Annotated in this window: 21 protein-coding genes and 1 tRNA gene; 13 read left to right on the forward strand and 9 right to left on the reverse strand. The window is 64.9% G+C overall.

Annotated features, from left to right (window positions below):
- Window positions 1–14: 14 nt before the first annotated feature.
- A complete protein-coding gene (pta, locus tag HU748_RS22320) occupies window positions 15–2105 on the reverse strand; it encodes a phosphate acetyltransferase (protein ID WP_186721974.1) in 2091 nt (696 codons plus the stop codon).
- Window positions 2106–2136: 31 nt separating this feature from the next.
- On the reverse strand, window positions 2137–2439 hold the full coding sequence (locus tag HU748_RS22325) for a DUF3565 domain-containing protein (protein ID WP_186709423.1): 303 nt from the start codon (window positions 2437–2439) through the stop codon (window positions 2137–2139).
- Between HU748_RS22325 and HU748_RS22330 the strand changes: the two genes are divergently transcribed.
- The 3 genes from HU748_RS22330 to HU748_RS22340 all read left to right on the forward strand — a co-directional run bounded on the left by HU748_RS22330 (window position 2438) and on the right by HU748_RS22340 (window position 4810).
- Window positions 2438–2923, forward strand: coding sequence for a peptidylprolyl isomerase (locus HU748_RS22330; protein ID WP_054925639.1), 486 nt, complete (start codon window positions 2438–2440; stop codon window positions 2921–2923). The two genes, HU748_RS22325 and HU748_RS22330, sit on opposite strands and share 2 nt — an antisense overlap.
- Window positions 2924–3066: 143 nt before the next feature.
- Complete coding sequence (locus HU748_RS22335) at window positions 3067–3549, forward strand: glutathione peroxidase (RefSeq protein WP_186667611.1); 483 nt, start codon at window positions 3067–3069, stop codon at window positions 3547–3549.
- A gap of 157 nt (window positions 3550–3706) precedes the next feature.
- Window positions 3707–4810: an NADH:flavin oxidoreductase gene (locus HU748_RS22340; RefSeq protein ID WP_186667612.1), complete on the forward strand. Its 1104-nt coding sequence runs from the start codon at window positions 3707–3709 to the stop codon at window positions 4808–4810.
- Here the strand turns inward: HU748_RS22340 and HU748_RS22345 are convergent.
- Complete coding sequence (locus HU748_RS22345) at window positions 4779–5993, reverse strand: glycosyltransferase family 1 protein (RefSeq protein WP_186667613.1); 1215 nt, start codon at window positions 5991–5993, stop codon at window positions 4779–4781. The genes HU748_RS22340 and HU748_RS22345 overlap by 32 nt on opposite strands.
- A 180-nt stretch (window positions 5994–6173) precedes the next feature.
- On the opposite strand from HU748_RS22345, the gene HU748_RS26650 reads away from it, so the two are divergent.
- Window positions 6174–7490: a PAS domain-containing methyl-accepting chemotaxis protein gene (locus HU748_RS26650; RefSeq protein WP_186721976.1), complete on the forward strand. Its 1317-nt coding sequence runs from the start codon at window positions 6174–6176 to the stop codon at window positions 7488–7490.
- A gap of 145 nt (window positions 7491–7635) precedes the next feature.
- Here the strand turns inward: HU748_RS26650 and cysZ are convergent, their stop codons facing one another.
- Window positions 7636–8364 carry a sulfate transporter CysZ gene (gene cysZ, locus HU748_RS22355; protein ID WP_186667615.1) on the reverse strand — a complete coding sequence of 243 codons (729 nt, stop codon included), beginning with the start codon at window positions 8362–8364 and terminating at the stop codon, window positions 7636–7638.
- A 362-nt stretch (window positions 8365–8726) separates the two neighbouring features.
- Here cysZ and trxB point away from each other — a divergent pair, with 362 nt between their 5' ends.
- A complete protein-coding gene (gene trxB, locus HU748_RS22360; RefSeq protein ID WP_065863398.1) occupies window positions 8727–9689 on the forward strand; it encodes a thioredoxin-disulfide reductase in 963 nt (320 codons plus the stop codon).
- A gap of 153 nt (window positions 9690–9842) precedes the next feature.
- Here the strand turns inward: trxB and nadC are convergent, their stop codons facing one another.
- Window positions 9843–10691 (reverse strand): carboxylating nicotinate-nucleotide diphosphorylase, encoded by an 849-nt coding sequence (nadC, locus tag HU748_RS22365; protein WP_186667616.1) that lies wholly within the window; start codon window positions 10689–10691, stop codon window positions 9843–9845.
- A 217-nt stretch (window positions 10692–10908) separates the two neighbouring features.
- Between nadC and HU748_RS22370 the strand changes: the two genes are divergently transcribed.
- The 4 genes from HU748_RS22370 (at window position 10909) to HU748_RS22385 (ending at window position 16668) form a co-directional block, all read left to right on the forward strand.
- Complete coding sequence (locus HU748_RS22370; protein ID WP_186721978.1) at window positions 10909–13059, forward strand: DUF1631 domain-containing protein; 2151 nt, start codon at window positions 10909–10911, stop codon at window positions 13057–13059.
- An 83-nt stretch (window positions 13060–13142) separates the two neighbouring features.
- On the forward strand, window positions 13143–13703 hold the full coding sequence (gene ampD, locus HU748_RS22375; protein WP_186667618.1) for a 1,6-anhydro-N-acetylmuramyl-L-alanine amidase AmpD: 561 nt from the start codon (window positions 13143–13145) through the stop codon (window positions 13701–13703).
- Window positions 13700–14530, forward strand: a complete 831-nt coding sequence (ampE, locus tag HU748_RS22380) for a regulatory signaling modulator protein AmpE (RefSeq protein WP_186667619.1) — start codon at window positions 13700–13702, stop codon at window positions 14528–14530. Before ampD ends, ampE begins: the two co-directional genes overlap by 4 nt.
- A 125-nt stretch (window positions 14531–14655) precedes the next feature.
- Window positions 14656–16668 (forward strand): methyl-accepting chemotaxis protein, encoded by a 2013-nt coding sequence (locus HU748_RS22385; RefSeq protein WP_186721980.1) that lies wholly within the window; start codon window positions 14656–14658, stop codon window positions 16666–16668.
- Between the two features lie 10 nt (window positions 16669–16678).
- Here HU748_RS22385 and HU748_RS22390 read toward each other — a convergent pair whose 3' ends face one another.
- Window positions 16679–17836, reverse strand: coding sequence for a hypothetical protein (locus HU748_RS22390; protein WP_186709415.1), 1158 nt, complete (start codon window positions 17834–17836; stop codon window positions 16679–16681).
- 65 nt (window positions 17837–17901) lie between these two features.
- On the opposite strand from HU748_RS22390, the gene HU748_RS22395 reads away from it, so the two are divergent.
- Entirely contained in the window at window positions 17902–18486 is a 585-nt protein-coding gene (locus HU748_RS22395) for a D-Ala-D-Ala carboxypeptidase family metallohydrolase (RefSeq protein WP_186721981.1), read from the forward strand.
- Here the strand turns inward: HU748_RS22395 and HU748_RS22400 are convergent.
- On the reverse strand, window positions 18426–19343 hold the full coding sequence (locus HU748_RS22400; protein ID WP_186721982.1) for a LysR substrate-binding domain-containing protein: 918 nt from the start codon (window positions 19341–19343) through the stop codon (window positions 18426–18428). The two genes, HU748_RS22395 and HU748_RS22400, sit on opposite strands and share 61 nt — an antisense overlap.
- 183 nt (window positions 19344–19526) lie before the next feature.
- Between HU748_RS22400 and HU748_RS22405 the strand changes: the two genes are divergently transcribed.
- Complete coding sequence (locus tag HU748_RS22405) at window positions 19527–20144, forward strand: LysE family translocator (protein WP_186709409.1); 618 nt, start codon at window positions 19527–19529, stop codon at window positions 20142–20144.
- A 58-nt stretch (window positions 20145–20202) separates the two neighbouring features.
- Here the strand turns inward: HU748_RS22405 and HU748_RS22410 are convergent.
- A tRNA-Met gene (locus HU748_RS22410) sits at window positions 20203–20279 on the reverse strand.
- Between the two features lie 94 nt (window positions 20280–20373).
- The gene (locus HU748_RS22415; protein ID WP_186667625.1) at window positions 20374–21306 is read right to left on the reverse strand and encodes a FecR domain-containing protein; all 933 of its coding nucleotides are present in this window, start codon (window positions 21304–21306) and stop codon (window positions 20374–20376) included.
- Window positions 21307–21571: 265 nt separating this feature from the next.
- Here HU748_RS22415 and HU748_RS22420 point away from each other — a divergent pair, with 265 nt between their 5' ends.
- Both HU748_RS22420 and HU748_RS22425 read left to right on the forward strand, forming a co-directional pair.
- Complete coding sequence (locus HU748_RS22420; protein ID WP_186667626.1) at window positions 21572–22795, forward strand: MFS transporter; 1224 nt, start codon at window positions 21572–21574, stop codon at window positions 22793–22795.
- A 346-nt stretch (window positions 22796–23141) separates the two neighbouring features.
- The gene (locus tag HU748_RS22425) at window positions 23142–24311 is read left to right on the forward strand and encodes an MFS transporter (protein ID WP_186667627.1); all 1170 of its coding nucleotides are present in this window, start codon (window positions 23142–23144) and stop codon (window positions 24309–24311) included.
- Window positions 24312–24374 lie beyond the last annotated feature (63 nt).

A 24374-nucleotide genomic window follows, 5' to 3' on the forward strand; every position in this document is an offset into this window, starting at 1 on the left:
TCCCGCGATGCGTTTCAGCGCACGTGACTGGCCTGGATCGCCGTCAATGCGATGGTGTGCACGATATCGTCCACCTGCGCACCGCGCGGCAAGTCGTTCACTGGCTTGCGCAGCCCCTGCAGCATCGGCCCCAGGCTTACGCAGTCGGCACTGCGTTGCACTGCCTTGTGCGTGGTGTTGCCGGTGTTCAGGTCCGGGAACACGAACACCGTGGCGCGACCCGCTACCTGGCTGTGCGGTGCCAACTCCCGGGCAATCTCCGGGTTGGCTGCGGCGTCGTACTGCAACGGCCCGTCAATCAGCAGATCATTTTCGGCCTGCTGCGCCAGGCGCGTGGCTTCGCGCACCTTTTCCACTTCCTCGTCACTGGCCGCCGAGTCGCTCGAATAACTGAGCATCGCCACACGCGGTGCAATCCCGAAGGCCTGCGCCGATTCGGCGCTTTGCCGTGCGATTTCCGCCAGCTCCACGGCGCTGGGGTGCGGGTTCATGATGCAGTCGCCATACACCAGCACCTGCTCGGGGAACAGCATGAAGAACACCGACGACACCAGGCTGCAGTCTGGCGCGGTCTTGATCAGTTGCAGGGCCGGGCGGATGGTGTTGGCGGTGGAGTGCACCAACCCTGAAACCAGGCCGTCGACCTCATCCAGCGCCAGCATCATGGTGCCGATCACCACTGGATCCTCCAGCTGCTGCTCGGCCATCGGGGCGTTGAGGTTGCGGCTCTTGCGCAGCTCGACCATCGGCTCGACGTAGCGTGCGCGAATGAGCTCGGGGTCGAGGATTTCCAGGTCGGCGGGCAGGGTGATGCCCTGGGCGCGGGCCACCGCCTCGACTTCCTCGGGCTTGGCCAGCAATACGCAGCGGGCGATGCCACGCGCCTGGCAGATGGCGGCGGCCTGCACCAGCAACGGTTCGGCGCCCTCGGGCAGGACGATGCGCTTGTTGGCCTGCTGCGCGCGTTGGATCAGTTGATAGCGGAACACCGCTGGCGACAGGCGCATCTCTCGCGGCGTACCGCAACGCTGGTGCAACCAGTGGGCGTCGAGGTGGCTGGCGACGAAGTCGGTGATGAACTCGGCGCGCTCGCGGTCGTCCACCGGGATCTCGCGGTTCAGCGAGTTGAGCTGGTTGGCGGTGTCGTACGAGCCGGTGCTCACCGAAAGGATCGGCAGGCCGGCCTGCAGGGCGCCGCGGCACAGTTCGAGGATGCGCGGGTCAGGCTTGCTGTCGCTGGTCAGCAGCAGCCCGGCCAGCGGAACGCCGTTGATCGCTGCCAGGCTCACGGCGAGGATGATGTCGTCGCGATCCCCGGGCGTCACCACCAGGGTGCCCGGCTTGAGCAGCGGCACGGTGTTGGCCACGGTGCGCGCGCAGATGATGATCTTGTTCATCCGCCGCTGTTCGTAGTCGCCGGCATTGAGCACCTGGGCGCCGAGCAGCTCGGCCACATCGCGGGTGCGCGGGGCGTTGAGGTCGGCCTGGTAAGGGATGCAGCCGAGCAGGCGGAAGTCGTTGCCGCGCAGCAGTGGCGAATGCTCGCGCAGGCGCGTGGCGAAATCGGCCATGCTTTCGTCGGTACGGACCTTGTTGAGAATGACCCCGAGGACTTTCGGGTCGCGTGGGCCACCGAACAGTTGGGCCTGCAGTTCGACCCGCCCGGACAGTTCGCTGAGCACCTCGTTCTCCGGTGCCGAGACCAGGATCACCTCGGCGTCCAGGCTCTTGGCCAGGTGCAGGTTGACCCGCGCCGCATAGCTGGCATGACGGGTCGGCACCATGCCCTCGACCACCACCACGTCGTTGCCGACGCAGGCTTGCTGGTACAGGCGGATGATTTCTTCGAGCAGTTCGTCGAGTTGGCCATCGCCCAGCATGCGCTCGACCTGGGCCAGGCTCAGCGGCGTGGGTGGCTTGATGCCGTGGGTGCGTGCGACCAGCTCGCTGGAGCGCTCAGGGCCGGTATCGCCGGGATGCGGCTGGGCGATCGGCTTGAAGAAACCGACTTTCAGGCCGCCGCGCTCGAGGGCGCGTACCAGGCCGAGGCTGATGGAGGTCAGGCCGACACCAAAGTCGGTCGGCGCGATGAAAAATGTCTGCATGCGTGCTTCTCGGAATAAGCGGTGCAAGGGATCAACGGCCAAGGGTAGCGCTATCGGCCCCCTGCGCGCACCAGCCGCAGGCAAAAGCCTGGCCGATGCGCCGGGTGCGCTCGCGTGCATCGAGCACCCAGGGGCGTGCCTGCCACGGCGGCTGGTGGCGCAGGTGCTGGGTATGGCCGCAGGACAGCTCGACCACCCATTGGCCTTCCTCGTCCTGGTGAAAGCCGATGATCCGACTGATGGGCCGTTCGCCACCCGCCGCGCGTTCGCAATCGGGCGAGGCCTTGGTTACACTTGTGCGCTCTACATTCTTTTGCAAAAGGTCTTGCCCCATGCTGATCGCCGCCAACAAGGCAGTCTCCATCGACTATACCCTGACCAACGACGCCGGGGAGACCATCGACAGCTCCGCCGGTGGCGCGCCACTGGTTTACCTGCACGGTGCCGCCAACATCATCCCGGGTCTGGAGAAAGCCCTGGAAGGCAAGCAGGCCGGCGACGAACTGACCGTTGCCATCGAGCCGGAAGACGCCTACGGCGAGTACCTGGCCGAGCTGGTCAGCACCCTGAACCGCAGCATGTTCGAAGGTGTCGACCAACTGGAAGTCGGCATGCAGTTCCACGCTTCGGCGCCGGACGGCCAGATGCAGATCGTCACCATCCGCGACATCGACGGCGACGACGTGACCGTCGACGGCAACCACCCTCTGGCAGGTCAGCGCCTGAACTTCCAGGTCAAGGTGGTCAACGTGCGTGACGCCAGCGAAGAAGAAATCGCTCACCGTCACATCCACGGTGAAGGTGGCCATCACCACTGATTTCTCAGCTAAGCTCTGAGAGTCGTCAGGCGCTCGAGCAAGCCGACCTACCTTCTGCGGGCGGGTACACGGCTTGATCGCGCGCCTTTTTAGTGGGCGCAATTCGCCCCAGCGGCAACCGGCAACCTGAGAGGGGAATCAAGATGAGTGCATTTCACGATCTGACGCTCAAGGCGCTGAACGGCCAGGACCTGCCCCTGGCACCGTTCAAGGGTAAGGTGCTGCTGGTGGTCAATGTCGCCTCCAAGTGCGGCCTGACGCCTCAGTACGCGTCGCTGGAGAAGCTGCACCAGCAGTTCAAGGGCCAGGGCTTCAGTGTGCTCGGCCTGCCGTGCAATCAGTTCGCCGGCCAGGAGCCAGGGAGCGAAGACGAGATCCAGAAGTTCTGCAGCCTGAACTATGGCGTCAGCTTCCCCTTGAGCGCCAAGCTCGAGGTCAACGGGCCTGAGCGTCATTCGCTGTACCGCCTGCTGGCAGGCGAGGGCGCGGAGTTTCCCGGCGATATCACCTGGAATTTCGAGAAGTTCCTGGTGGGCAAGGACGGCCGCGTCCTGGCGAGGTTTGCGCCCCGCACTGCGCCGGACGATCCGACGGTGGTTCAGGCGGTCGAGAAGGCACTGGCCTGATGCATGCTGGAGCGGCGAACCGCCGCTCAGTTTTGCCACAGGTGCAGGAGCAAGCTGCGCCATATCGTGCTCAATCACCCAAATCAATAATGCTGTGCCCGCCACTCGGCTGGCTCTAAGCTCAGGCGCATTTCCTTACCCTCATCGGGAGCGCCGCATGTCCAGCAACCCACTGTTCCAGCCGTTCACCCTGGGCTCCCTCGAGTTGCCGACCCGCGTGGTCATGGCGCCCATGACCCGTACTTTCTGCCCTGGCGGCGTACCGCACGACGGCGTCATCGAGTACTACCGGCGCCGCGCTGCGGCTGGCGTGGGCCTGGTCATCACCGAGGGCACCACGGTCGATCACAAGGCTGCCAACGGTTATCCGAATGTGCCGCGCTTCCATGGCGAAGACGCCCTGGCTGGCTGGAAGAAGGTGGTCGATGCCGTGCACGCCGAAGGCGGGCGCATCGTTCCGCAGCTGTGGCATGTGGGCAGCGTTCGCCGCCTGGGCACCGAACCGGACGCCAGCGTGCCGGGCTATGGCCCGAGCGGTAAAAGCAAGGATGGCCAGGTGGTGGTTCATGAAATGACCCACGATGACATCCGTGAGGTCATCGCCGCCTTTGCACAAGCGGCCCGCGATGCCAAGGCCATCGGTATGGATGGCGTCGAGATCCACGGCGCGCACGGCTACCTGATCGACCAGTTTTTCTGGGCCACCAGCAACCAGCGCAGTGACGAATACGGCGGCGATCTGGCGCAACGCTCGCGCTTCGCCATCGAACTGGTCCAGGCTGTGCGTGCTGCGGTGGGGCCTGGTTTCCCGATCATCTTCCGGTTCTCCCAATGGAAACAGCAGGACTACAGCGCGCGTCTGGTCGAAACGCCCGAGGCATTGGCAGCCTTCCTTAAGCCGCTGGCCGATGCCGGTGTGGATATCTTCCACTGCTCCACCCGCCGTTTCTGGGAGCCGGAGTTCGACGGCTCGCCACTGAACCTGGCCGGTTGGACCCGCAAGCTCACCGGCAAGCCGAGCATCACCGTTGGCAGCGTCGGTCTGGATGGCGAGTTCCTGCAGTTCATGGTCGACACTGACAAGGTGGCCAAGCCAGCCAGCCTGGAAGGCCTGCTGCAGCGCCTGGGCGATGAGGAGTTCGACCTGGTCGCGGTCGGCCGCGCGCTGCTGGTGGATGCCCAGTGGGCGCAGAAAGTCCGCGAGGGCCGTGAGGACGAGATTCTGCCGTTCAGCCGCGAGGCGCTGTCGAGCCTGACTTGATCGTCAGTGGCGTGGCCGCGCGCTCACCCTGGGCGGCGGTCTGCCGACAGGCGCTGTACAAGTGCCCCTCGAACTCTTCGACGATCGCCTGCCAGCCCTGGCGACTGGCGTGCTGGCGGGCATTGAGACGCACCCTGCGCAGGGTCTCGGCGTCCTCGAGCAGCCAGCATGCGGCGTCGATGAATGCTGGCTGATCCCCCGGCATGGCCAGCGCGCCGCTGTGTCCGTGGCGAATATGCTGGGCTGCGGCGGCCTCGTCGTACGCCACTACCGCAAGGCCCGAGGCCAGTGCTTCGAGCACCACGTTGCCGAAGGTTTCGGTGAGGCTGGGGAACAGGAACAGGTCGCCGCTGGCGTAATGTTCGGCCAGTGTTTCGCCGCGTTGCACGCCACAAAACACCGCATCGGGGAACTGCTGCTGCATCTGCGCCCGCAGTGGCCCGTCGCCGACCACGATCAGGCGCAGGCGTCGCTGTGGATAACTCTTCTGCAGCCCCTGCATGCAAGGCAGCAGCAGTGCGAGGTTCTTCTCCGCCGCCAGGCGGCCGACGTGCAGCACCGCGACGTCATCCGGGCCAAGGCCCCACTGCTCACGCAGCGCCTGGCTGCGCCGTGCCGGGTTGAACAGTTGCGCATCGACGCCACGCGCCATCAGTGCCAGGCGTTCGAAACCACGGCGCTCCAGTTCCAGGCGCTGGCTGGCGCTGGGGACCAGGGTGGTCGCGGTGCGGCGGTGGAACCAGCGCAGGTAGTGGGTGAGCAGGCGTGCCAGCAGACCCAGGCCGTACTGGCCGGAATACTGCGGGAAATTGGTGTGAAAACCACTGACCACGGCAATCCCCAGGCGCCGTGCGGCGCGCAGGGCGCTGAGCCCGAGCGGGCCTTCGGTGGCGATGTACAGCACATCCGGGCGCAACCGACGCCAGCGTCGCCACAGCTTGTGCATCGACACCTCGCCCCATTGCAACCCCGGGTATCCCGGCAGTGGCCAGCCACGGCACAGCAGTAGCGTGTCGTCGGCGTTGCCCGGCGCATCACCGGCTTGGCGCGGGCGCACCACTTCCACTTGGTGGCCGCGCAGGCGCAGCCCTTCGCTGAGGCGACCAAGGGTATTGGCCACACCGTTGATCTCGGGCGGGAAGGTTTCGCTGACCAGGGTGATGCGTAGGGGCGGTGTATTCATATCAAAAAGTTTCCCCCTGCTGGGTTGCCGTTATGTGACATCCAGATGATCCCCCGGTGACGCCTGTTTTCCAGGTTTCTCCGGCCCCTGGAATATTTCCTTGCCGGGCACTCAAGAACCTCCTGCCCGCAGCCGATGAAGATGCATTCGATGGATGGATTGCGCTCCGGGAGAGCGGTGATGTTCAACAGCAAACTGAAAAAAGAAATCCAGCAACTGCGCGAGGAACTGCAATCCATCGAGCAGGTGAAGAACAGCCTCGACAGCGAGATGCTGGTCTTGCAGCTCGACCCTCAGGGACGGATCGAAGTCGCCAACGGCAACTTCGAAAAAGAGATGCTCTACAGCAGCGATCGTCTGATCGGCCGCAACATTGAAGAGATCGTCCCGGAGCACGTGAAGAAGCTGGATTTCTACCAGCGCATGAAGGCCGCAATCACCCGCGGCGAGCACCTCAACGGCGCGTTCCGCCTGCTGCGTGGCAATGGCGAAGAAGCCTGGCTGCGCTCGATCCTGCAACCGGTCAAAGGTGTCGACGGGCGGATCAAGTACTTCACCCTGCATTCGAGCGACCTGACCCGCACCATCGAGACTTCGCGCGAGCATGAAAGCCTGATCAAGGCACTGATGCGCTCAACCGCGGTGATCGAGTTCAACCTCGACGGCCAGGTGCTGACCGCCAACGACCGTTTCCTGCAGACCATGGGCTACAGCCTGGAGCAGGTGCGTGGCAAGCATCACCGCATGTTCTGCGAACCCGAGGAAGTCAGCTCGGCGGGTTACCAGCAGTTCTGGGACAAGTTGCGCCGGGGCGAGTACGTGGCCGAGCGTTTCAAGCGCATCGACGCCCATGGTCGAGTCGTCTGGCTGGAGGCTTCGTACAACCCGATCATCGATGCCCATGACGTGCTCTACAAAGTGGTGAAGTTCGCCACTGTGATCACCGACCAGGTCAACCAGGAAATCGCCGTGGCCCAGGCCGCCGATATCGCCTACAGCACCTCGCAGGACACCGACGCCAGCGCCCGCAAGGCCACCGGCGTGGTCACCCAGACGGTCGAGGTGATGCGTGGCCTGGAAAGCTCGATGCAGGAGGCGGCCGAGGGCATCCAGGCGCTGGACAAGCAGTCCAAGGTGATCGGCTCGATCATCAAGACCATCAGCGACATTGCCGGGCAGACCAACCTGCTGGCGCTCAATGCCGCCATCGAAGCCGCCCGTGCCGGTGAGCAGGGCAGGGGCTTCGCAGTGGTTGCCGACGAAGTGCGCCAGCTTGCCTCGCGTACCAGCAGCGCCACCGAGGAGATTGCCCGGGTGGTGCAGCAGAACGAGCAACTGGCCCAGGCGGCGGTGGACATCATCGACACCAGCAAGCGCCAGGCCGAGCAGGGCCTGACGCTGGCCGGGGAAACCGGCAGCGTGATCGTCGAGATCCAGGACGGGGCGAAGAAGGTGGTCAATGCGGTGGGGCAGTTCTCCAGCCAGTTGAGTCACTGACTGCCGGGCGGTGCCCGCTGCTGAAGGCGGTAGGCGAAACTAAAGACCAGCCCAATCCCTCTGTAGGAGCGGGCTTGCCCGCGAACACGGGCGTAGCCCGTGCCATCCAACGGGGGTGTGAGTTTCGGCACAAGAGCCGGACGCCTCAGTTGCGCTCGCGCACCCAGAACAACGTCGCCCCCGCCACCGCCGCCGGCATCATCAGCACGTTCACCCCCGGAATCATCAACGCCAGGTAGGTGATGCCACCAAACCCCATCGACTGCCAGCGCTTGCTGCGCAACCAGGCGAGCATGTCCTGCCAGCTCATCTTGTTGTTGTCCGCCGGGTAGTCGATGTACTGGATGGCCATCATCCAGATGCCGAACACCAGCCACAGCGGCGCGGCCACCACGTTCACCACCGGGATGAACGACAGGATGAACAGGCCGATGGCGCGCGGCAGGAAGTAGCCGAGCTTGCGCATCTCGCGGCTGAAGGTGCGCGGCACCATCGCCGCCAGTTCACCCCAGCTGAACGCCGGGAAGGTGTCTTCACCGCGTACCACCACCTCGACCTTCTCCGCGAGAAAACCGTTGAACGGCGCAGCGATGATATTGGCGAACAGGGTGAAGGTGAAGAACACCATCAGCACCACCAGGGCGACGAACAGTGGCCACAGGATGTAGGTGAGGAAACTCAGCCAGCTGGGCAGGGTCGGCATCAGTGCATCGACCCACAGGCTGAACTGGTGGCCGGCAAAATAGATCAGGCCGCCGAACAGCAGCAGGTTGACCGCCAGCGGCAACAGCACGAACAACCGCAGGTTCGGGCTCAGGACCAGTTTCAGGCCCTCGCGCAGGTACTGGGGGCCGGACAGGACGGGGGCTTGCATCGGGATGCTCCACAGAAGGAAAACGGGCTGACATTACCGAGTTTGAGACGCCGACGAAAGGCGCGACACCGGCTGTAACAAAGCATAGGGACAATCGCAGATCGGATTCGTCCCTGGATAGAGCCTGTCTATAAGGTGGATTGTCGAAGGATATTTCCTTAATCTTTGCCACCTCGCTACAGTGCGCTCAATTTCTGAACGCCGTGAAACGCCGCGAGCCCTCAGTGGGAGGTGGCACCCAGGTTTTCGGACCTGTGCGTTGTAGCCTTCCCCAAGTGCTGCGCAGGTCCTTTTTCATTTCCAGCCGGCGTCGCCGGCACACTGGTGTCGGCCTCATGTGGCCGGCTCGACAGGAGCACGACATGTCCGAAGTTCGTCATTCCCGGGTCATCATTCTCGGTTCCGGCCCTGCCGGTTACAGCGCTGCGGTCTACGCTGCCCGTGCCAACCTCAAGCCGCTGCTGATCACCGGCATGCAGGCTGGCGGCCAGCTGACCACCACTACCGAAGTCGACAACTGGCCGGGCGACCCCCATGGCCTGACCGGCCCGGCACTGATGCAGCGCATGCAGGAACACGCCGAGCGCTTCGAGACCGAGATCGTCTTCGACCACATCAATGCCGTCGACCTGGCCAGCAAGCCGTTCACCCTGACCGGCGACAGCGGCACCTACACCTGCGATGCGCTGATCGTCGCTACCGGTGCCAGCGCCCGTTACCTGGGCCTGCCGTCGGAAGAAGCGTTCATGGGCAAGGGCGTGTCGGCCTGCGCCACCTGCGACGGTTTCTTCTACCGCAACAAGCCGGTTGCCGTGGTCGGTGGTGGCAACACCGCCGTGGAAGAGGCGCTGTACCTGGCCAACATCGCCAGCAAGGTGACCCTGGTGCACCGTCGCGATACCTTCCGCGCCGAGAAGATCCTGATCGACAAGCTCAATGCCCGTGTCGCCGAAGGCAAGATCGAGCTCAAGCTCAACGCCACCCTGGACGAAGTGCTGGGTGACAACATGGGTGTGACCGGTGCGCGCCTGAAGAACAACGATGGCAGCAGCGACGAAATCAAGGTCGACGGCGTGTTCATCGCCATCGGTCACACCCCGAACACTTCGCTGTTCGAAGGCCAACTGACCTTGAAAGACGGCTACCTGGTGGTCAACGGCGGCCGTGAAGGCAATGCCACTGCCACCAACGTCGAGGGTGTGTTCGCTGCCGGTGACGTGGCCGACCACGTCTACCGCCAGGCAATCACCTCGGCCGGTGCCGGCTGCATGGCGGCACTGGACGTGGAGCGCTACCTGGACGGCCTGGCCAACGCCTCGTTCTGAGTCGCTGCCTGATCACGAAAGAACCGGCCCTTTGGCCGGTTCTTTCGTTTCAGCCTGCCACCGCCGCACTGCGAAACACCGTGAGCGACGGCCCGCTCAGCCGCTAAGTCATTGCTGAAAGCGCAAGCATTGGTCGGCTGACGGGCAGCGGAATCAGAGGCTCAGGCGCATCGACAGGTCGACGGCCTTCACATCCTTGGTCATCGCGCCGATGGAGATGTAGTCCACACCGGTTTCGGCGATGACCCGCAGCGTGGTTTCGTTGACCCCGCCGCTGGCTTCGAGCTTGGCCTTGCCCGCAGTGATGCGCACCGCTTCGCGCATTTCGTCCAGGGTCAGTTCGTCGAGCATGACGATATCGGCACCGGCCGCCAGGGCCTGACGCAGTTCGTCCAGGCTTTCCACTTCGATTTCCACTGGCTTGCCCGGCGCGATGCGGTGCGCGGCGGCGACGGCTTCGGCCACGCCGCCGCTGGCCGCGATGTGGTTCTCTTTGATCAGGAAGGCGTCATACAGGCCGATGCGGTGATTGTGGCAACCCCCGCAGGTGACCGCGTACTTCTGCGCAAGACGCAGGCCCGGCAGGGTCTTGCGGGTATCGAGCAAGCGTACCTGGGTGCCCTCGACCAGGTCGGCAAGAAAGCGTGCGCGGGTGGCCACGCCCGAGAGCATCTGCAGGAAATTCAGTGCCGAGCGCTCGCCGGTCAGCAGCGAACGGGCCGGGCCTTCGAGGTGGAACAGCACCTGGTTGGCAGTGGCGCGTTCGCCATCGGCCACCTGCCAGTGCACCGCCACCCGTGGGTCGAGCTGGCGGAACACGGTATCGACCCAGGCGGTGCCGGCGATCACGCAGTCTTCGCGCGTGATGATGGTGGCCTTGGCCAGCCGCTCGGCCGGAATCAGCTGGGCGGTGATGTCGCCGCTGCCGACGTCTTCCAGCAGCGCGCGGCGCACGTTGGATTCGATTTCGGCGGTGAGATCGGCGAGACGTAGGTTCGGCATGGTCGGCTCCACAAGCTAGATGCCGGCGATTATAGGGCAGGGGGGCGCGGTGTACAGCCGTCGACCCTGCAGTCGGGAAGTGTGCGCCTGGTCGCGTCCTGTAAATGGCGTGTTGGCAGCTTTCATCTTTTTCACTGATAATGGCGCCTTGTATTTGGCGTCATAGCTTTGACGATGTTTCCTCGCCAGTCGACCAATACCCTGCAAGGAGTTCGGGATGCATGAAGAAGGCAAGATGGGGCCCTTGGTGGCCGCCATCGACAGAGGGGTGCGTACGCCCTTGCCTTGCCTTCCCGTCGTGCTCCTGCAAGTGCGTGACAAAGCTGCACTGCACCTGCGCCAGGGGCTGCGTGCCCTGTTCGACAACGCTGACGACACCCTCTTCGAAATGGCCGACAAGGCCTGCGCTGGCGATCAGCAACACCTCTATTTCGAAGCCATGCGCGACTTGCGTCTCAAGCGCAAGAGCATCGAGCGGGCCTTTCTCGACACCTTCCACGACACCTTCAGCCGCATCGGCCAGGCCGACCCGCTGGGCGCGCTGGGCAGTATCGACCTGCCCGTCGGCAAGGCCCAGCGCGAACGAACCCTGGCCGTTGGGGCCATGGTCGAGCGCGTGCTGGCGCGCGACGGCTTTGCCCTCGAGCAACTCGGCCAGCGCCTCGCCGCCTTGCTAGAAATCCCCCTGGATGCGCGCTGCAATCCGCTGGGGCCTGCGTGCCTGTGTGGCTACTTTCTGGACGCCGGACGCAGCCTGGGGGTAGACCTCAAGGTCAAGCTGGTCCTGCTCAAGCTGTTCGAGCGCTATGTGCTGCGCGACGTCGACCTGCTCTATGGCGAGGCCAACCAGCTACTGGCCGCGGCGGGCGTGCTTGGCGAACTTGCCCCCGCCCCGCGCCGGCGAGCCGAGGACCGCAGCCTGGCCGCACGCCACACCCAGGCCTCGTTGATCGCGGGTGAAGACATTGGTGCGGACAGCGCCGGCCAGGCGTACTTCGCCTCGCTGGAAGGCCTGCTGGCACCGGTACGTGGCAGGCTGGCGCCGCGCTTGCAGAGTGTCTCGACGGCGCAGCCGATCGGTAGCGCCGACCTGCTGCGCCTGCTCACCCACCTTCAGCACTACGTGCCTGGGCCGTTCGAGGCCGACGACTTCGACCTGGGCCAGCAGCTCGAGCAGCTGTTGCTGCGGGTCAGCGTTCGCAGTGGCACGCGCCGCCGCCTGGCCACCGCCGACGAGGACATGATCAACCTGGTCGGCCTGCTGTTCGATTACATCGAGCGCGACGATAACCTGCCGCCGCCCCTGCGTGCCCTGCTTGGACGCCTGCACATCCCTCTGCTCAAGGTCGCCCTGCTCGACAAGAGCCTGTTCAGCCGTGCCAGCCATCCGGCGCGCCGCCTGCTCAACGAAATCGCCGCCATGGCCATCGGTTGGGAAGGGGCGGGTGAAGGGCTGCAGGCGCGGGTGGAGCGTATCGTCCTGCGGCTGCTCAGCGATTTCACCGACGATGCTCGGCTGTTCGCCGAGGTGCTCGACGAGTTCCTGCTCTTCAGCACTGAAGAGCGCCGGCGCAACGAGCTGTTGGAGCAGCGCACCCGCGATGCCGAAGAGGGCCGGGCGCGGACGTTGCAGGCACGCCAGCAGGTCCAGCATGCGCTCAACCAACGCCTGCGCGGGCGCGTATTGCCGCGGGTGGTGGTGCAGATGCTGGTGGACTCCTGGAGCCAGGTGCTGCTGCTGGCCTGGCTCAAGCAGGGCGAGGCATCGGCGGCCTGGATCGATGGTCTGGCGACCATGGACGCGCTGCTGGCCAGCATCGCCCCACACCCGGGGGCGCAAGCGCGCCAGGCCCTGCTCGAACAGGTGCCGGGCCTGCTCAAGGCGTTGCGCGATGGGCTGGCGGGGGTGGCACTGGACTCGGCCGCGCTGCGCGAGTTCTTCCTGCAGCTGGAGCGTCTGCACCTGCGCGCCTGTGCCGAGCCTGGCCACTGGCAGGACGAGGCTGACGATGTGCGGGTCGAGTCGGACATCGTCCTGGCCGTCGCCGAGGAGTCGGCAGGTGGCCTGATGCCGGTGCTGGACGAACACAGCCCGCAACTGCGCCAGGTCCAGCGTCTGCGCCTGGGCACCTGGATCGAGCTCAGCGACGAGGACGAGCCGCTGCGCTGCAAGCTGGTGGCGCGTATCGACAGCAGTGATCGGCTGGTCTTCGCCAACCGCACCGGCATGAAGGTGCGCGAGTGGAACAGCATCGGCCTGGCCCTTGCCCTGCACCGTGGCGAGGCACGGGTGCTGGACGACGGGCTGCTGTTCGAACGCGCCCTGGATGCAGTGCTCGACAGCCTGCGCATCGCCCAGGTACGTTGAGGCGCCAACAATCATTTACATGCAAGCGCGCGGTTGGCGGGGCATACTGAAGCCTCGTATCCGGCGTTTTTCAGGATCTGCCCATGCAATTGGACCGCGCCACTGGCTGGTTCTCCGGTGTCACTCACTGCCCCTCGCCGAACTTCAACGCCCGCCCCGACGGCGAGGCGATTTCCCTGCTGGTGATCCACAACATCAGCCTGCCGCCGGCCTGTTTCGGCACGGGCAAGGTTCAGCAGTTCTTCCAGAACCGGCTTGATCCGGCCGAGCATCCCTACTTCGAAAGCATCCAGCACCTGACTGTGTCGGCGCATCTGTTCGTCGAGCGCGATGGCGCGGTCACCCAGTTCGTCTCGTTGCTCGACCGCGCCTGGCATGCCGGGGTGTCGTGCTTCGACGGGCGCGAGGGATGCAATGACTTTTCCATCGGCATCGAGCTCGAAGGCACCGACGATATGCCCTACACCGATGCCCAGTACACCGCCCTGCAACAACTGACGCGGCAGATCCGCAGCCGCTGGCCTGCGATCGGTCCCGAACGCATCCAGGGCCACGACCATATCGCGCCGGGGCGCAAGACCGATCCCGGGCCAGCCTTCGACTGGCCCCGCTACCGCGCCGCGCTGAACGAGGACAAGGCATGAGTTTCCTGGTGTTGGTACTGGTGTTGTGGGTCGAACAGTTCTCGTCCCTGCGCCATCGCTTGCAACGTGACGGGTTCTTCCTGGGGGAGTTGGTACGTCTGGAGCGCAGCGGCAAGGTGCACCCCTGGTGGAGCCTGGCGATCCTGGTGCTGGCTCCGGTGCTGGTGCTGGCCTTGCTGCTGCACGTGTTGCAGCCGGTGGCCTACGGCCTGCTGGCACTGCCGGTGCACCTGCTGGTGCTGATCTACAGCCTCGGGCGCGGTGATGCCAAGGCGGCGCTCGGCCCGTTCCGCGATGCCTGGCGTCGGGGTGATGAACAGGCGGCGCTGCATGTGGCCGAGCGCGACCTGGGCCTGGCGGCAGACGATCCGCGCGACCTGCTGGCACGGGTGCAGGGCAACCTGGTGTGGCAGGCGTACCAGAGCTTCTTTGCCGTGATTTTCTGGTACTTCCTGCTCGGTCCGGCCGCAGCGCTGGGGTATCGCTTGCTGGCGCTGAGTGCGGCGAACAGCCGTCAACCGGCGCTCAAGGAGCGCGCGGCGCAGCTGCGCCATGCCATGGACTGGCTGCCGGTGCGGGTGCTGGCGCTGAGCTTCGCGCTGGTCGGCAACTTCGTTTCGGTGACCCGGGTGATGCTGCACGAAGTGCTCAACTGGCACATCAGCGCCGGGCAGTTGATCGCCCGTGTCGGGCGGGTGGCCGATGACATTCCCGAGGAAGAAGAGGCGCAGAGCGCGCTGGCGCGCCTGGACAGCCTGTGGGAGCTGCTGCTGCGCAGCGCGGTGCTGTGGTACGCGGTGTTTGCACTGTGGACGGTGCTGCTCTGAGGTGAGCGGCGAGGCTGCTTAACCTTAAGTTACAAACCTTGGATTGATTCTGCGCTATACAGAGCCTCGGCCAGTTATGGCCTTGTGCTACCCCGCAGAACAATAAAAATCCAAGGAGGTGACCCATGAAGCGCCTGCTCCATCCGGCCATCGCGTTGATGAACCGGCTGAGCTTCGGCATGAAGTTCAGCCTGATCAGCGTCCTGTTCTTCCTGCCCATGCTGGTTACCAGCTTCTACCTGGTTCGCGATGCCTATCGCCAGTTCCATGTCACAGGCGTCGAGCTGAACGGCCTTGGCCCCGTGGCTGGCAGCCTTAGCCTGCGGGGCGATCTCGAAAGCCTGGGCAATCTCCTGCAGATCAACGCCGTGCTCGGTCAGTCGGGCCAGGCAGGGGATGTCGAAGCGCGTATCGATGCCCTTGAGGACAAGGTCCAGGCCCAGCTCCAGGCCCTGGCGAGCCAGGATCCGCAACTCGAAGCCAAGCGCGTCGAGCTGGCCGACGCCTTCGCCAGGGCTCGTGCCGAAACCTCCCTGCAAAACAAGACCGCACTGTTCGACAAGCTGCTGGCCCAGGCCCAGGTGCTGGGCAAGCTGGTGGCCAGCCAGACGGGGTTGACCCAGGACAACCAGGCATCGGTACGCCAGTTGAGCGACCTGATCGGTGCCAGCACCGCACAGGTCACCCAGATGCTCGGCGAAGGACGGACCATCGGCGCCGTTGCCCTGGGCCGCGGTTTCATCGATTCGGCAGGGAGTGCCCGTTTCGAAGACTTGCTGCAACGCCTGGAGCGTCTGTCGGCTGACTACGCCCTGCGAGTGGACGACGCCTTGGCAGCCGATGCCGAGGCCAAGGCCAGCCTCGGTACGCAGGCCCAGCTCAGCCAGGCAACGGTGCGCCGGGCTGCGGCGCTGTTCGAGGAACAGGTCGTGGTGGCCGAAACCCTCGACGCACCCTGGCCTGCGTTCTACGAGCAGGTCAGTGCCCTGATGGGCGAAACCTACCGGCTCAACGACGCAGTGGTCGCCCACCTGCAGCAGCAATTGCAGGCGCGCCTGGACGAGCACCGCTTGCACATGATCGCGTTGGTTGCGGCGCTGGCCAGCGTGTTCCTGTCGATCCTCTATCTCTACAGCGGTTTCTATGTGTCGACCCGGCGCACCCTCGGCAATCTTGGCGCGGCCATGGACAGGGTGGCCGGTGGCGATATGACGGTCAGCTTCGAGGTACGCAGCCAGGATGAGCTGGGCGAGCTGGGCCAGGGCTTCAACGAGACCGTACGACGCATCCGGGGGCTGATCGAGCAGGTCGGGCGTACCGTGGCGACCGTCGAGGAGCAGGCCGGGCAGGTGCTGTCGGTGTCGACACGCAGCAACCAGGCCGTGAGTGGCCAGCGCGAACAGATCGAGCAGGTGGCCACGGCCATGAACCAGATGAGCGCCACCGCCCAGGAGGTGGCCCGCAGCGCGGCGCTGGCCGCCGATGGCGCGCAGCAGGTCAACCGCGAGAGTGCCAACGGGCGTAGCCTGGTGGCGCACCAGCAGGACAGCATTGCTCGCCTGGCCGGCGAGATCGACCAGACGGTGGCTGCGGTCAACCAATTGGTCGGCGACAGCCAGGCCATCGGCCGGGTACTGGAAGTGATCCGCAGTATTGCCGAGCAGACCAACCTGCTGGCCCTGAACGCGGCCATCGAGGCGGCGCGTGCGGGCGAGCAGGGCAGAGGCTTTGCCGTGGTTGCCGATGAAGTACGTACCTTGGCACGCCGCACCCAGGACTCCACCGAGGAAATCGCGCAGATGATCCAGCGCCTGCAGGAGGGGGTTGGTGCTGCGGTGCGCGCCATGGGCAGCAGCCACCAGATGGCGGCGGGGACCGTGGATGAGGCGCGGCAGGTGCAACAGGCACTGGCCAATATCCTGGGCGCGGTGGGTGGCATCGTCGAGCAGAACCAGCAGATCGCCGCGGCCGTCGAGCAGCAGACGGCCGTGGCCCATGACATCGACCAGAACATCGTGGCGATCAACCGCGCGGCGCAGGACACCACCCAGGGTGCCTGCCAGACGGAGGACGCCAGCCGCGCGCTGTCGAGCCAGGTGGTGGAGTTGAAGCGGCTGATCGGGGCCTTCAGGGTCTAGACGACGCCTGTCAGCCCTGCGGCGCCGTGATCTCCACGGGTTTGCGCAAGTCCCTCAGGCTGCGGGTCACGGTGCCGGTGTTGCACTTGGCCGCAGCCTGCTCCGGGGTCATGTCGCGGATGGTGCGGTAGAACAGTTCGCAGGTCTGTTTTTTCTGGGTTACCTGCCATTTGTTCGAGCAGGCCTGCAGCGTCAGCTTGGCGTCAGCCTGCGGGTTGCGGCCCATGCCGGCCTGCCAGCAGGCGGCGCTCAGGTCCTGGCCCATCATCTTCAGGCCCGCAGCGTCCGCCTTGTCCTGATCTCCGCCGGTGTTGTTCTTGTCGGCCGCATACCAGATCGCGCTCGGGTGGTTGGCGCCCAGCACCGGTACCTGGGTGCCGGCTTCAGGGCTGATGCTGACCAGCCCCAGCACATTGACCTTCGGCCCGTACTGCTGCTGGATCCAGCTGCGCACCGGGGCGCCGAAGGCCACCATCGGCAGGGGCTTGGCGTCGTGGCGCAGGGTCATCTCCTTGACCATGCGCGTCTGATAGTCGGCGAAGTAGCTGTAGGTGCCTTCCAGGTCCTTGCCGGCGCTGGCGGGCGCGGCGATCGGGGCGATGTCGACGATGGTCTGGTAGGCCGGGGTCTGGCTGGCCTCGACACCGTTGAAGGTCAGCAGCTGTGCCCAGCGATCGGTGGTGTTGGAACGCAGGTAGTCCTGGGCCTGGGTCAGCGAATAATCCGGCGGGAAGTGCAACAGCTCGATGCTGCGGCGATTTTCCAGGGCCATGCCCAGTGGCAGGAACAGGTACCAGTCGTAGGCCCACTTGCCATCGTTGTTCAGGCGCGTGGCGCCCTGGTAGGCCAGCTCGCCGCTGTCGAGCAGCTTGCGCAACGGCTCGGCATAGCTGGGCGGAACGTCGCTGATATGGGCATGCAGCCTGTCGTTGTCGCGACGCACCTGTACCTGGGCGTTGGCATAGCCGTCGCGGCGTACGCTCTGGGTCAGGTAGTGCTCGACGGTCTGTTCCAGCGTCCAGTCGCGAAAGCAGATCACGTGGCAGTTGTTGGGGAAGGCGAACAGGCGGGTGACCCGTTGCGCATCGCCCAGGTCGACCTGAGCATCCGCCAGTGCCAGGCCGCTGAAGGCGAGGGCGGCCAGGCCCGATACAGCCATCTTTTGCATGCTTAACTCCTTGTCAGTGGCCGCCAGGATCGGCGGGCTGCTCATACTGGATGAAGAGGTGGGGGATGAAAAGCGTCGGAACATGGCTGTTGGCGACGTCGCTTTTGGCGATGACAGGGGTCTGCGCCGATGAGCGTGATGTGCGGATGTTCGCCCATTGGGCGGGCGATCACGAGACCCGCGCGTTTCGCCAGATGCTGGTGGATGCGCGGTTGTACGGGGTGGTGCCGATCCACCAGTTGCTGCGCTCGGCGTCGGACTGGCGTCTGTGCCGCGCCTCGCCGTTCGCCGTGGCGCCCACCGCGCAATGGCCGGCGGTGCGCTCTACCCTGGCCCTGATCCGCACCCTCGATGAGCAGGGCATCCTGCGCCGGTTCGAGGTGGTGTCCGCCTACCGCGACCCCAAGCTCAACGCCTGTGCCGGGGGCGCGGTGGGCAGCGCCCATACCCGCGCCTTCGCTGTCGACCTGTTGCTGCCCGACTGGGCCGATCCCAATCCGCTGTGCGTCTTCTGGCAGCAGCACGGACAGGCCTGGAACATGGGGCTGGGGCGCTACCCTTCAGGCCGTATCCATCTCGATACCGCGGGCTACCGCACCTGGGGTGGCGACGGCAGCGCAGGTTCGTCGTTCTGTGCCAGGCCCAGCTGATCGAGACTGCCCTGGCACTGGCACAAGACCCATTCGGCGAAGCGCTGGCGCTTGCTGTCATCGTCCAGGGGCTGGGGGCTGAGCAGATGATAGGCCGAGCCGTCGCGCATAAATCCGTAGGGCGCCTGCAACTGGCCGCTGTGTAGTTCATCGCCAACCATCAGGGCCGAGGCGATGGCCATGCCCAGCCCGGCACTGGCGGCCTGGATTGACAGATAGAAATGCTCATAGTCGCTGCGTTCCGTATGGGTGACGCTGTTGCCGCTCAGGCTCAGCCAGGTGTTCCAGGCTGTGGTGCGGGTGTGGCTGTGCAGCAGACGCTGGCCATCGAGCGTTGTGGGCGCGCCCGAGCGGACGACCGGGCCGATCCATTCCGCGCAGATCTTCAGGCTGTGCAGTTGGCGATCCCAGCGGAAGTCGTCACGGCGTAATGCCAGGTCGATACCGCCGCGGGTGAAGTCGACCGGGCCGCCCGCGGCCACCAGGTGCAATTGCAGATCCGGGTGGCGGGCATGGAAGTCCGGCAGGCGCGGGATCAGCCAGCGCATGGCGAGGGTGGGCTCGCACGACAGCACCAGGACGTTGTCCTGGGCGTGTTCCTGAAGGCGCTGCACCGTGCTGGCGAGCTGTTCGAAGATCGTTTGCGTGGTGTCGAACAGGGTGCGACCGGCGGCGGTGAGAAAGACTGCGCGGTTGCGGCGTTCGAACAGTTCGATCCCCAGGCCCTCTTCGAGCAGGCGGACCTGGCGGCTGACTGCGCCATGGGTGACGTGCAGTTGCTCGGCGGCGCGCACGAAGCTTTCGCTGCGAGCGGCACTGTCGAAGTAGCGCAGGGCGGTGAGGTGGGGGAGTTTCATGGGGGAGTCCGCTGTCTGTTCCGGGCTGCCGCTGGAGTGGCTGGCGTGAAGAAGCCATGTGCGTCAAAGAATAGGTGATGAAAACTAGCAGATAAAGCCGCGATAAAATCGATTTTTACTCGTGCCAGCGCCTTCGATAATCGTCCCTCCTGTGTACTGACGTCACCTATCGAGGCCTCCTGCATGACCGAACTGATCGCCGTTGCCCTGTTCACCCTCCTGGCTGTCATCAGCCCCGGCGCCGACTTCGCCATGGTCACTCGCAGCAGTTATGCACAAGGGCGTCGGGCCGGATTGGCGGCAGCGCTGGGGATCGCCCTGGGGGTTCAGGTGCATGTGTTGTACACACTGTTCGGCATCGCGGTGCTCATCAGCCGCAGCCCGACGCTGTTCGTGCTGATGAAAACCCTGGGGGCGGGGTATCTGGTCTACCTGGGGTACAAGTCGCTGACCAATACTCAGCGCATCCGGCTCGACAGCCAGAAGCCGGCGAATGCGGGGGGCACATTCGCGGCCCTGCGCACGGGCTTTCTCACCAACGCACTGAACCCCAAGACCATGCTGTTCGTGATCAGCGCCTACACGCAGGTGGTAAAGCCGGGCAGCGAACTGGCGATAAACCTGGGCTATGGTGCCTTCATGTCGTTGGCCCATTGGGCGTGGTTCAGCCTGGTGGCGGTGTTTTTCTCCAGCACCGGGCTGCGCAAGGCGATGATCGAACGACAGATCGTGGTGGATCGGGTGATCGGCGTGGCATTGATTGGCCTGGGGGTGGCCGTCGCCATGGCGGGAATACGCTGAAGGGGATTCTCGAGGGCAAAGAAAAAGGGCTTACCTTGCGGTAAGCCCTTTTCGTATTTGGTGGCTACACAGGGACTTGAACCCCGGACCCCAGCATTATGAATGCTATGCTCTAACCAACTGAGCTATGTAGCCAATGGCGCGCATTATTCTCTTGTGATGACCCTCTGTCAACACTCATTTCAAAAAAAATCTGCACGCTTTCAAAAACTTAGCCGGAAGGCCCGCTTCAGCGGACGATCAGCCACTGCCCGAGCAGGTTGTTGACCCGCAGTTGTTGGGCGGCGGCGAGCCTGTCGAGGGTTTCGCCTGCGCGGTCGAGGTTGAAATCACCGCTGATGCGCCGATAAGCGGTTTGCTCGTCCATCAGCCACACCCGCTGCCCTTGGTAGCTGGCTAGCCGCTCCAGCACTTGCTGCAACGGCATGTCCCGGGCGACCAGTTGCCCGCTGCGCCAGGCATCGGCAGTCTTGATGTCGGCCTTTTCCACCGCATCGATACGCACCGGGTTGAACCTGACCCGCTCGCCCGCCGACACCATGCGCTGGTCGCCGCCCTGGCTGACCATGGCCTTGCCGCTGAGTACCACCAGTTCGTCGTAGTCGCTGTTGCGGGCGATCATCAGGCGGGTGCCGAACACCTGGATCCGCGCGGCGTCCACCTGCACCTCCAGCGCACGCCCATCGAGCATCACTTCAAGGTACACCTGGCCCTGCAGCAGTTGCAGTTGCCGGGTGCGGCTGCGCAGGTCGACATTCATGGCGCTGGCGCTGTCCAGATGCAGGGTCGAACCGTCCGCCAGGCGCAGGCTGCGGCGCTCGCCTGCAGCGGTGTGCAGCTCGCTGCCCAGGCGCTGCATCAATGGCCAGTAGAGGTAGGCCAGCGCGGCCAGCAGCAACAGGAACAACGCCCCCAGTGCCTTGCCCCAGTGACTGCGACGTACCGCCACCTCCCGCGGTCGCAGCCGCGCAGGCGGGCTCTGCAGTTGCTGCCAGCGGCTTTCCAGCGCCGCAAAAGCGCGGGCATTGTCCGGATCCTGGCACCATAGCGCGAAGGCCTTGCGCTGCCGCTCGTCACCGCCCGGCTGGCGCAGGCGCGCGAACCATTCCAGTGCTTCGCGTTGGGGGTCGTGATCGAACTGCACGGCGGGCATCGGGTTCATGGGATCGGTCTGCTCGCGAGAAGGGCGGTGTGCCCTGTGTTTGCGGAGGGAATGAGCTGAGGATGCTAAATATAGTGAGAACCATTTGCAAGTGAGTGGGCGATGGGTGGTCTTGTGGTTTAAGCGTCTTTGCGCTTTTTCAGGCATGTCTTTCAAGGTGTTCGCATGTGATTGCGTGAGCGCACAGAAAAAACAAATTAAGGGTGGCTTCGTATCGGGATGTTTCTAATAATCGGATCCCAACCTGAGCACGGATGTCGAGCCCATGGCCATCAGCAGTACCTCGTCCAGCCCCACGACCAGCAGTGCAACGCCGACTTCCGGCAGCAGCCCGCTGGTGATGCGGATCATCACCTTCTGCGCACTTGCGCACCTGATCAACGACCTGATCCAGTCGGTGTTGCCGGCGATCTATCCGATGCTAAAGGCCAACTACGACCTGAGCTTCGCCCAGATTGGCCTGATCACCCTGACCTTCCAGGTGACCGCCTCGCTGCTGCAGCCATGGGTCGGCTTCTATACCGACAAGCGGCCGACGCCGAACCTGCTGCCGCTGGGCACGCTGTGTACCTTGGTGGGTATCGTCATGCTGGCGTTCGTCGGCAGTTTCCCGATGATCCTGCTGGCCTCGGCGCTGGTGGGGATCGGCTCGTCGACCTTCCACCCGGAAACCTCGCGCATCGCCCGCCTGGCCTCCGGCGGACGCTTCGGCCTGGCCCAGTCGACGTTCCAGGTAGGGGGCAACGCCGGCTCGGCCTTCGGCCCGCTGCTGGCGGCGGCGATCGTCATCCCGTTCGGCCAGACCCACGTCGCCTGGTTCGGCCTGGCGGCGTTGTTCTTCTTCGGTGTGACCTTGCTGCTGCGCCGCTGGTACAAGGATCACCTGAACCAGTTCAAGGCGCGCAAGGCCGGTGCTGCCACCCATGGCCTGTCGCGCCAGCGCGTGCTCGCCGCGTTGATCGTGCTGGGGCTGCTGGTGTTCTCCAAGTACTTCTACATGGCCAGCTTCACCAGCTACTTCACGTTCTACCTGATCGAGAAGTTCGACCTGTCGGTGGCCAGCTCGCAACTGCACCTGTTCCTGTTCCTCGGCGCGGTGGCGGCGGGCACTTTCTTCGGAGGGCCGATCGGTGACCGTATCGGGCGCAAGGCGGTGATCTGGTTCTCGATCCTGGGCGTGGCACCGTTCACCCTGGCGCTGCCCTACGCCGACCTGTTCTGGACCACGGTGCTGAGCCTGGTGATCGGCTTCATCCTCGCCTCGGCGTTCTCGGCGATCGTGGTGTACGCCCAGGAGCTGGTGCCGGGGAACGTCGGCATGATCGCGGGCATCTTCTTCGGGTTGATGTTCGGGTTCGGCGGGATCGGTGCCGCGCTGCTCGGTTATCTGGCCGACCTGCGCGGGATCGAGTACGTGTACGGGCTGTGCTCGTTCCTGCCGTTGTTCGGGTTGCTGGCGGTGTTCCTGCCGTCTACCGGCAAGCGTTGAGCCCCCGGCACCTGCTGCGCCCCTTTCGCGGGTTCGCCCGCGAAAGGGGCTCTCCAGTTGACTGAACGATCAGCCCTGGCCTAGAGTGCCGCCTCCTTCATTTTTCCCTGCGATTCCAGCAATGCGCCGCCCACACCCCCTCAGCCACACATGCCTGCCTGTCGCCCCGACAGCGCGTCGCGCGTGGCCGAGCGACACGGTGCTCAAGCGCCGGCGCAGCGTCCTGTTCGCCTTCACCTTCTCGCCACACACCGCGCACTGAACTGATCAGCGCCCCTGTCTGCTGCGCCGCCTCGGCGTGGCCGCGGGCGCCTGCGTTTGCACGTCTTTTTCAGTGGAGTGGTACATGAACATGCGTTTGCTGGCGGGCCTTCTGTTCGCCGTGTCGGTGGTGGGCTTCAGCCTGGGGGCCAGCCTGCCGCTGGTGTCGTTGCGTCTGCACGAGGCGGGGGCGGGCACCCTGGAAATCGGCATCGTCTCGGCCATTCCGGCCGCAGGCATGATGCTCTCGGCGTTCATGGTCGATGCCTGCTGCCGGCACCTCACCCGGCGCACCATCTACCTGCTGTGCTTCAGCCTCTGCGCCCTGAGCATCGGCCTGCTGGAGTGGTCGTTCGCGTCGATCTGGTTGCTGGCGCTGCTGCGTCTGGCGCTGGGGATCGGCATGGGCATCGCGATCATCCTGGGTGAGTCGTGGGTCAACGAACTGTGCCCGGAGCACAACCGCGGCAAGATCATGGCCCTGTACGCCACCAGTTTCACCGGCTTCCAGGTGCTGGGTCCGGCGATGCTGGCGCTGGTCGGTGCCAACAGCCCCTGGGTGACGGGTGTGGTCACCGCCTGCTATGGCCTGGCGTTGCTGTGCATCCTGCTCACGGTGCCGAACGATCATGTCGAGCATGGCGAGGAGGACGACAAGAGCTTCACCCTGGGCGGCTTCTTCCGGGTTGCCCCGGCCCTGTGCGTGGCGGTGCTGTTCTTCTCGTTCTTCGACGCCGTGGTGCTGTCGTTGTTGCCGGTGTATGCCACCAGCCATGGCTTTGCCATAGGCGTGGCTGCGCTGATGGTGACGGTGGTGTTCGCTGGCGACATGCTGTTCCAGTTGCCGCTGGGCTGGCTGGCGGACCGGGTGGAGCGCACCGGGCTGCACCTGGCGTGCGGGCTGGTGGCGATGGCGATCGGTATCGCCTTGCCGTGGCTGTTGCAGGTGACCTGGCTGCTGTGGCCGTTGCTGGTGGTGCTCGGGGCCGTGGCAGGGGGGATCTATACCTTGGCGCTGGTGCTGATCGGGCAGCGCTTCAAGGGCAAGGACCTGGTGACGGCCAACGCCAGCGTCGGCTTGCTGTGGGGTGTAGGTAGCCTGGTCGGGCCGCTGGTCAGCGGCGCGGCAATGGACGTCGCGCCGCACGGCTTGCCCATGGCGCTGGCGGTGATGGCAGGGTTGTTCGTGTGCTTTGCACGGCAGGCCTGGCGGCGGGCCGGGCGGGTTTCTGTGGAAGCCAGCCCGGGCCAGTGAGGCTTCTTGGCGGGCAAGTCGGGACGGCGAACCGCCGCGAACAGGCCCATTCAGGTCGAGGCG

This window comes from Pseudomonas sp. RW3S2, assembly GCF_014268955.1.
GTDB classification, from domain to species: domain Bacteria; phylum Pseudomonadota; class Gammaproteobacteria; order Pseudomonadales; family Pseudomonadaceae; genus Aquipseudomonas; species Aquipseudomonas wayambapalatensis.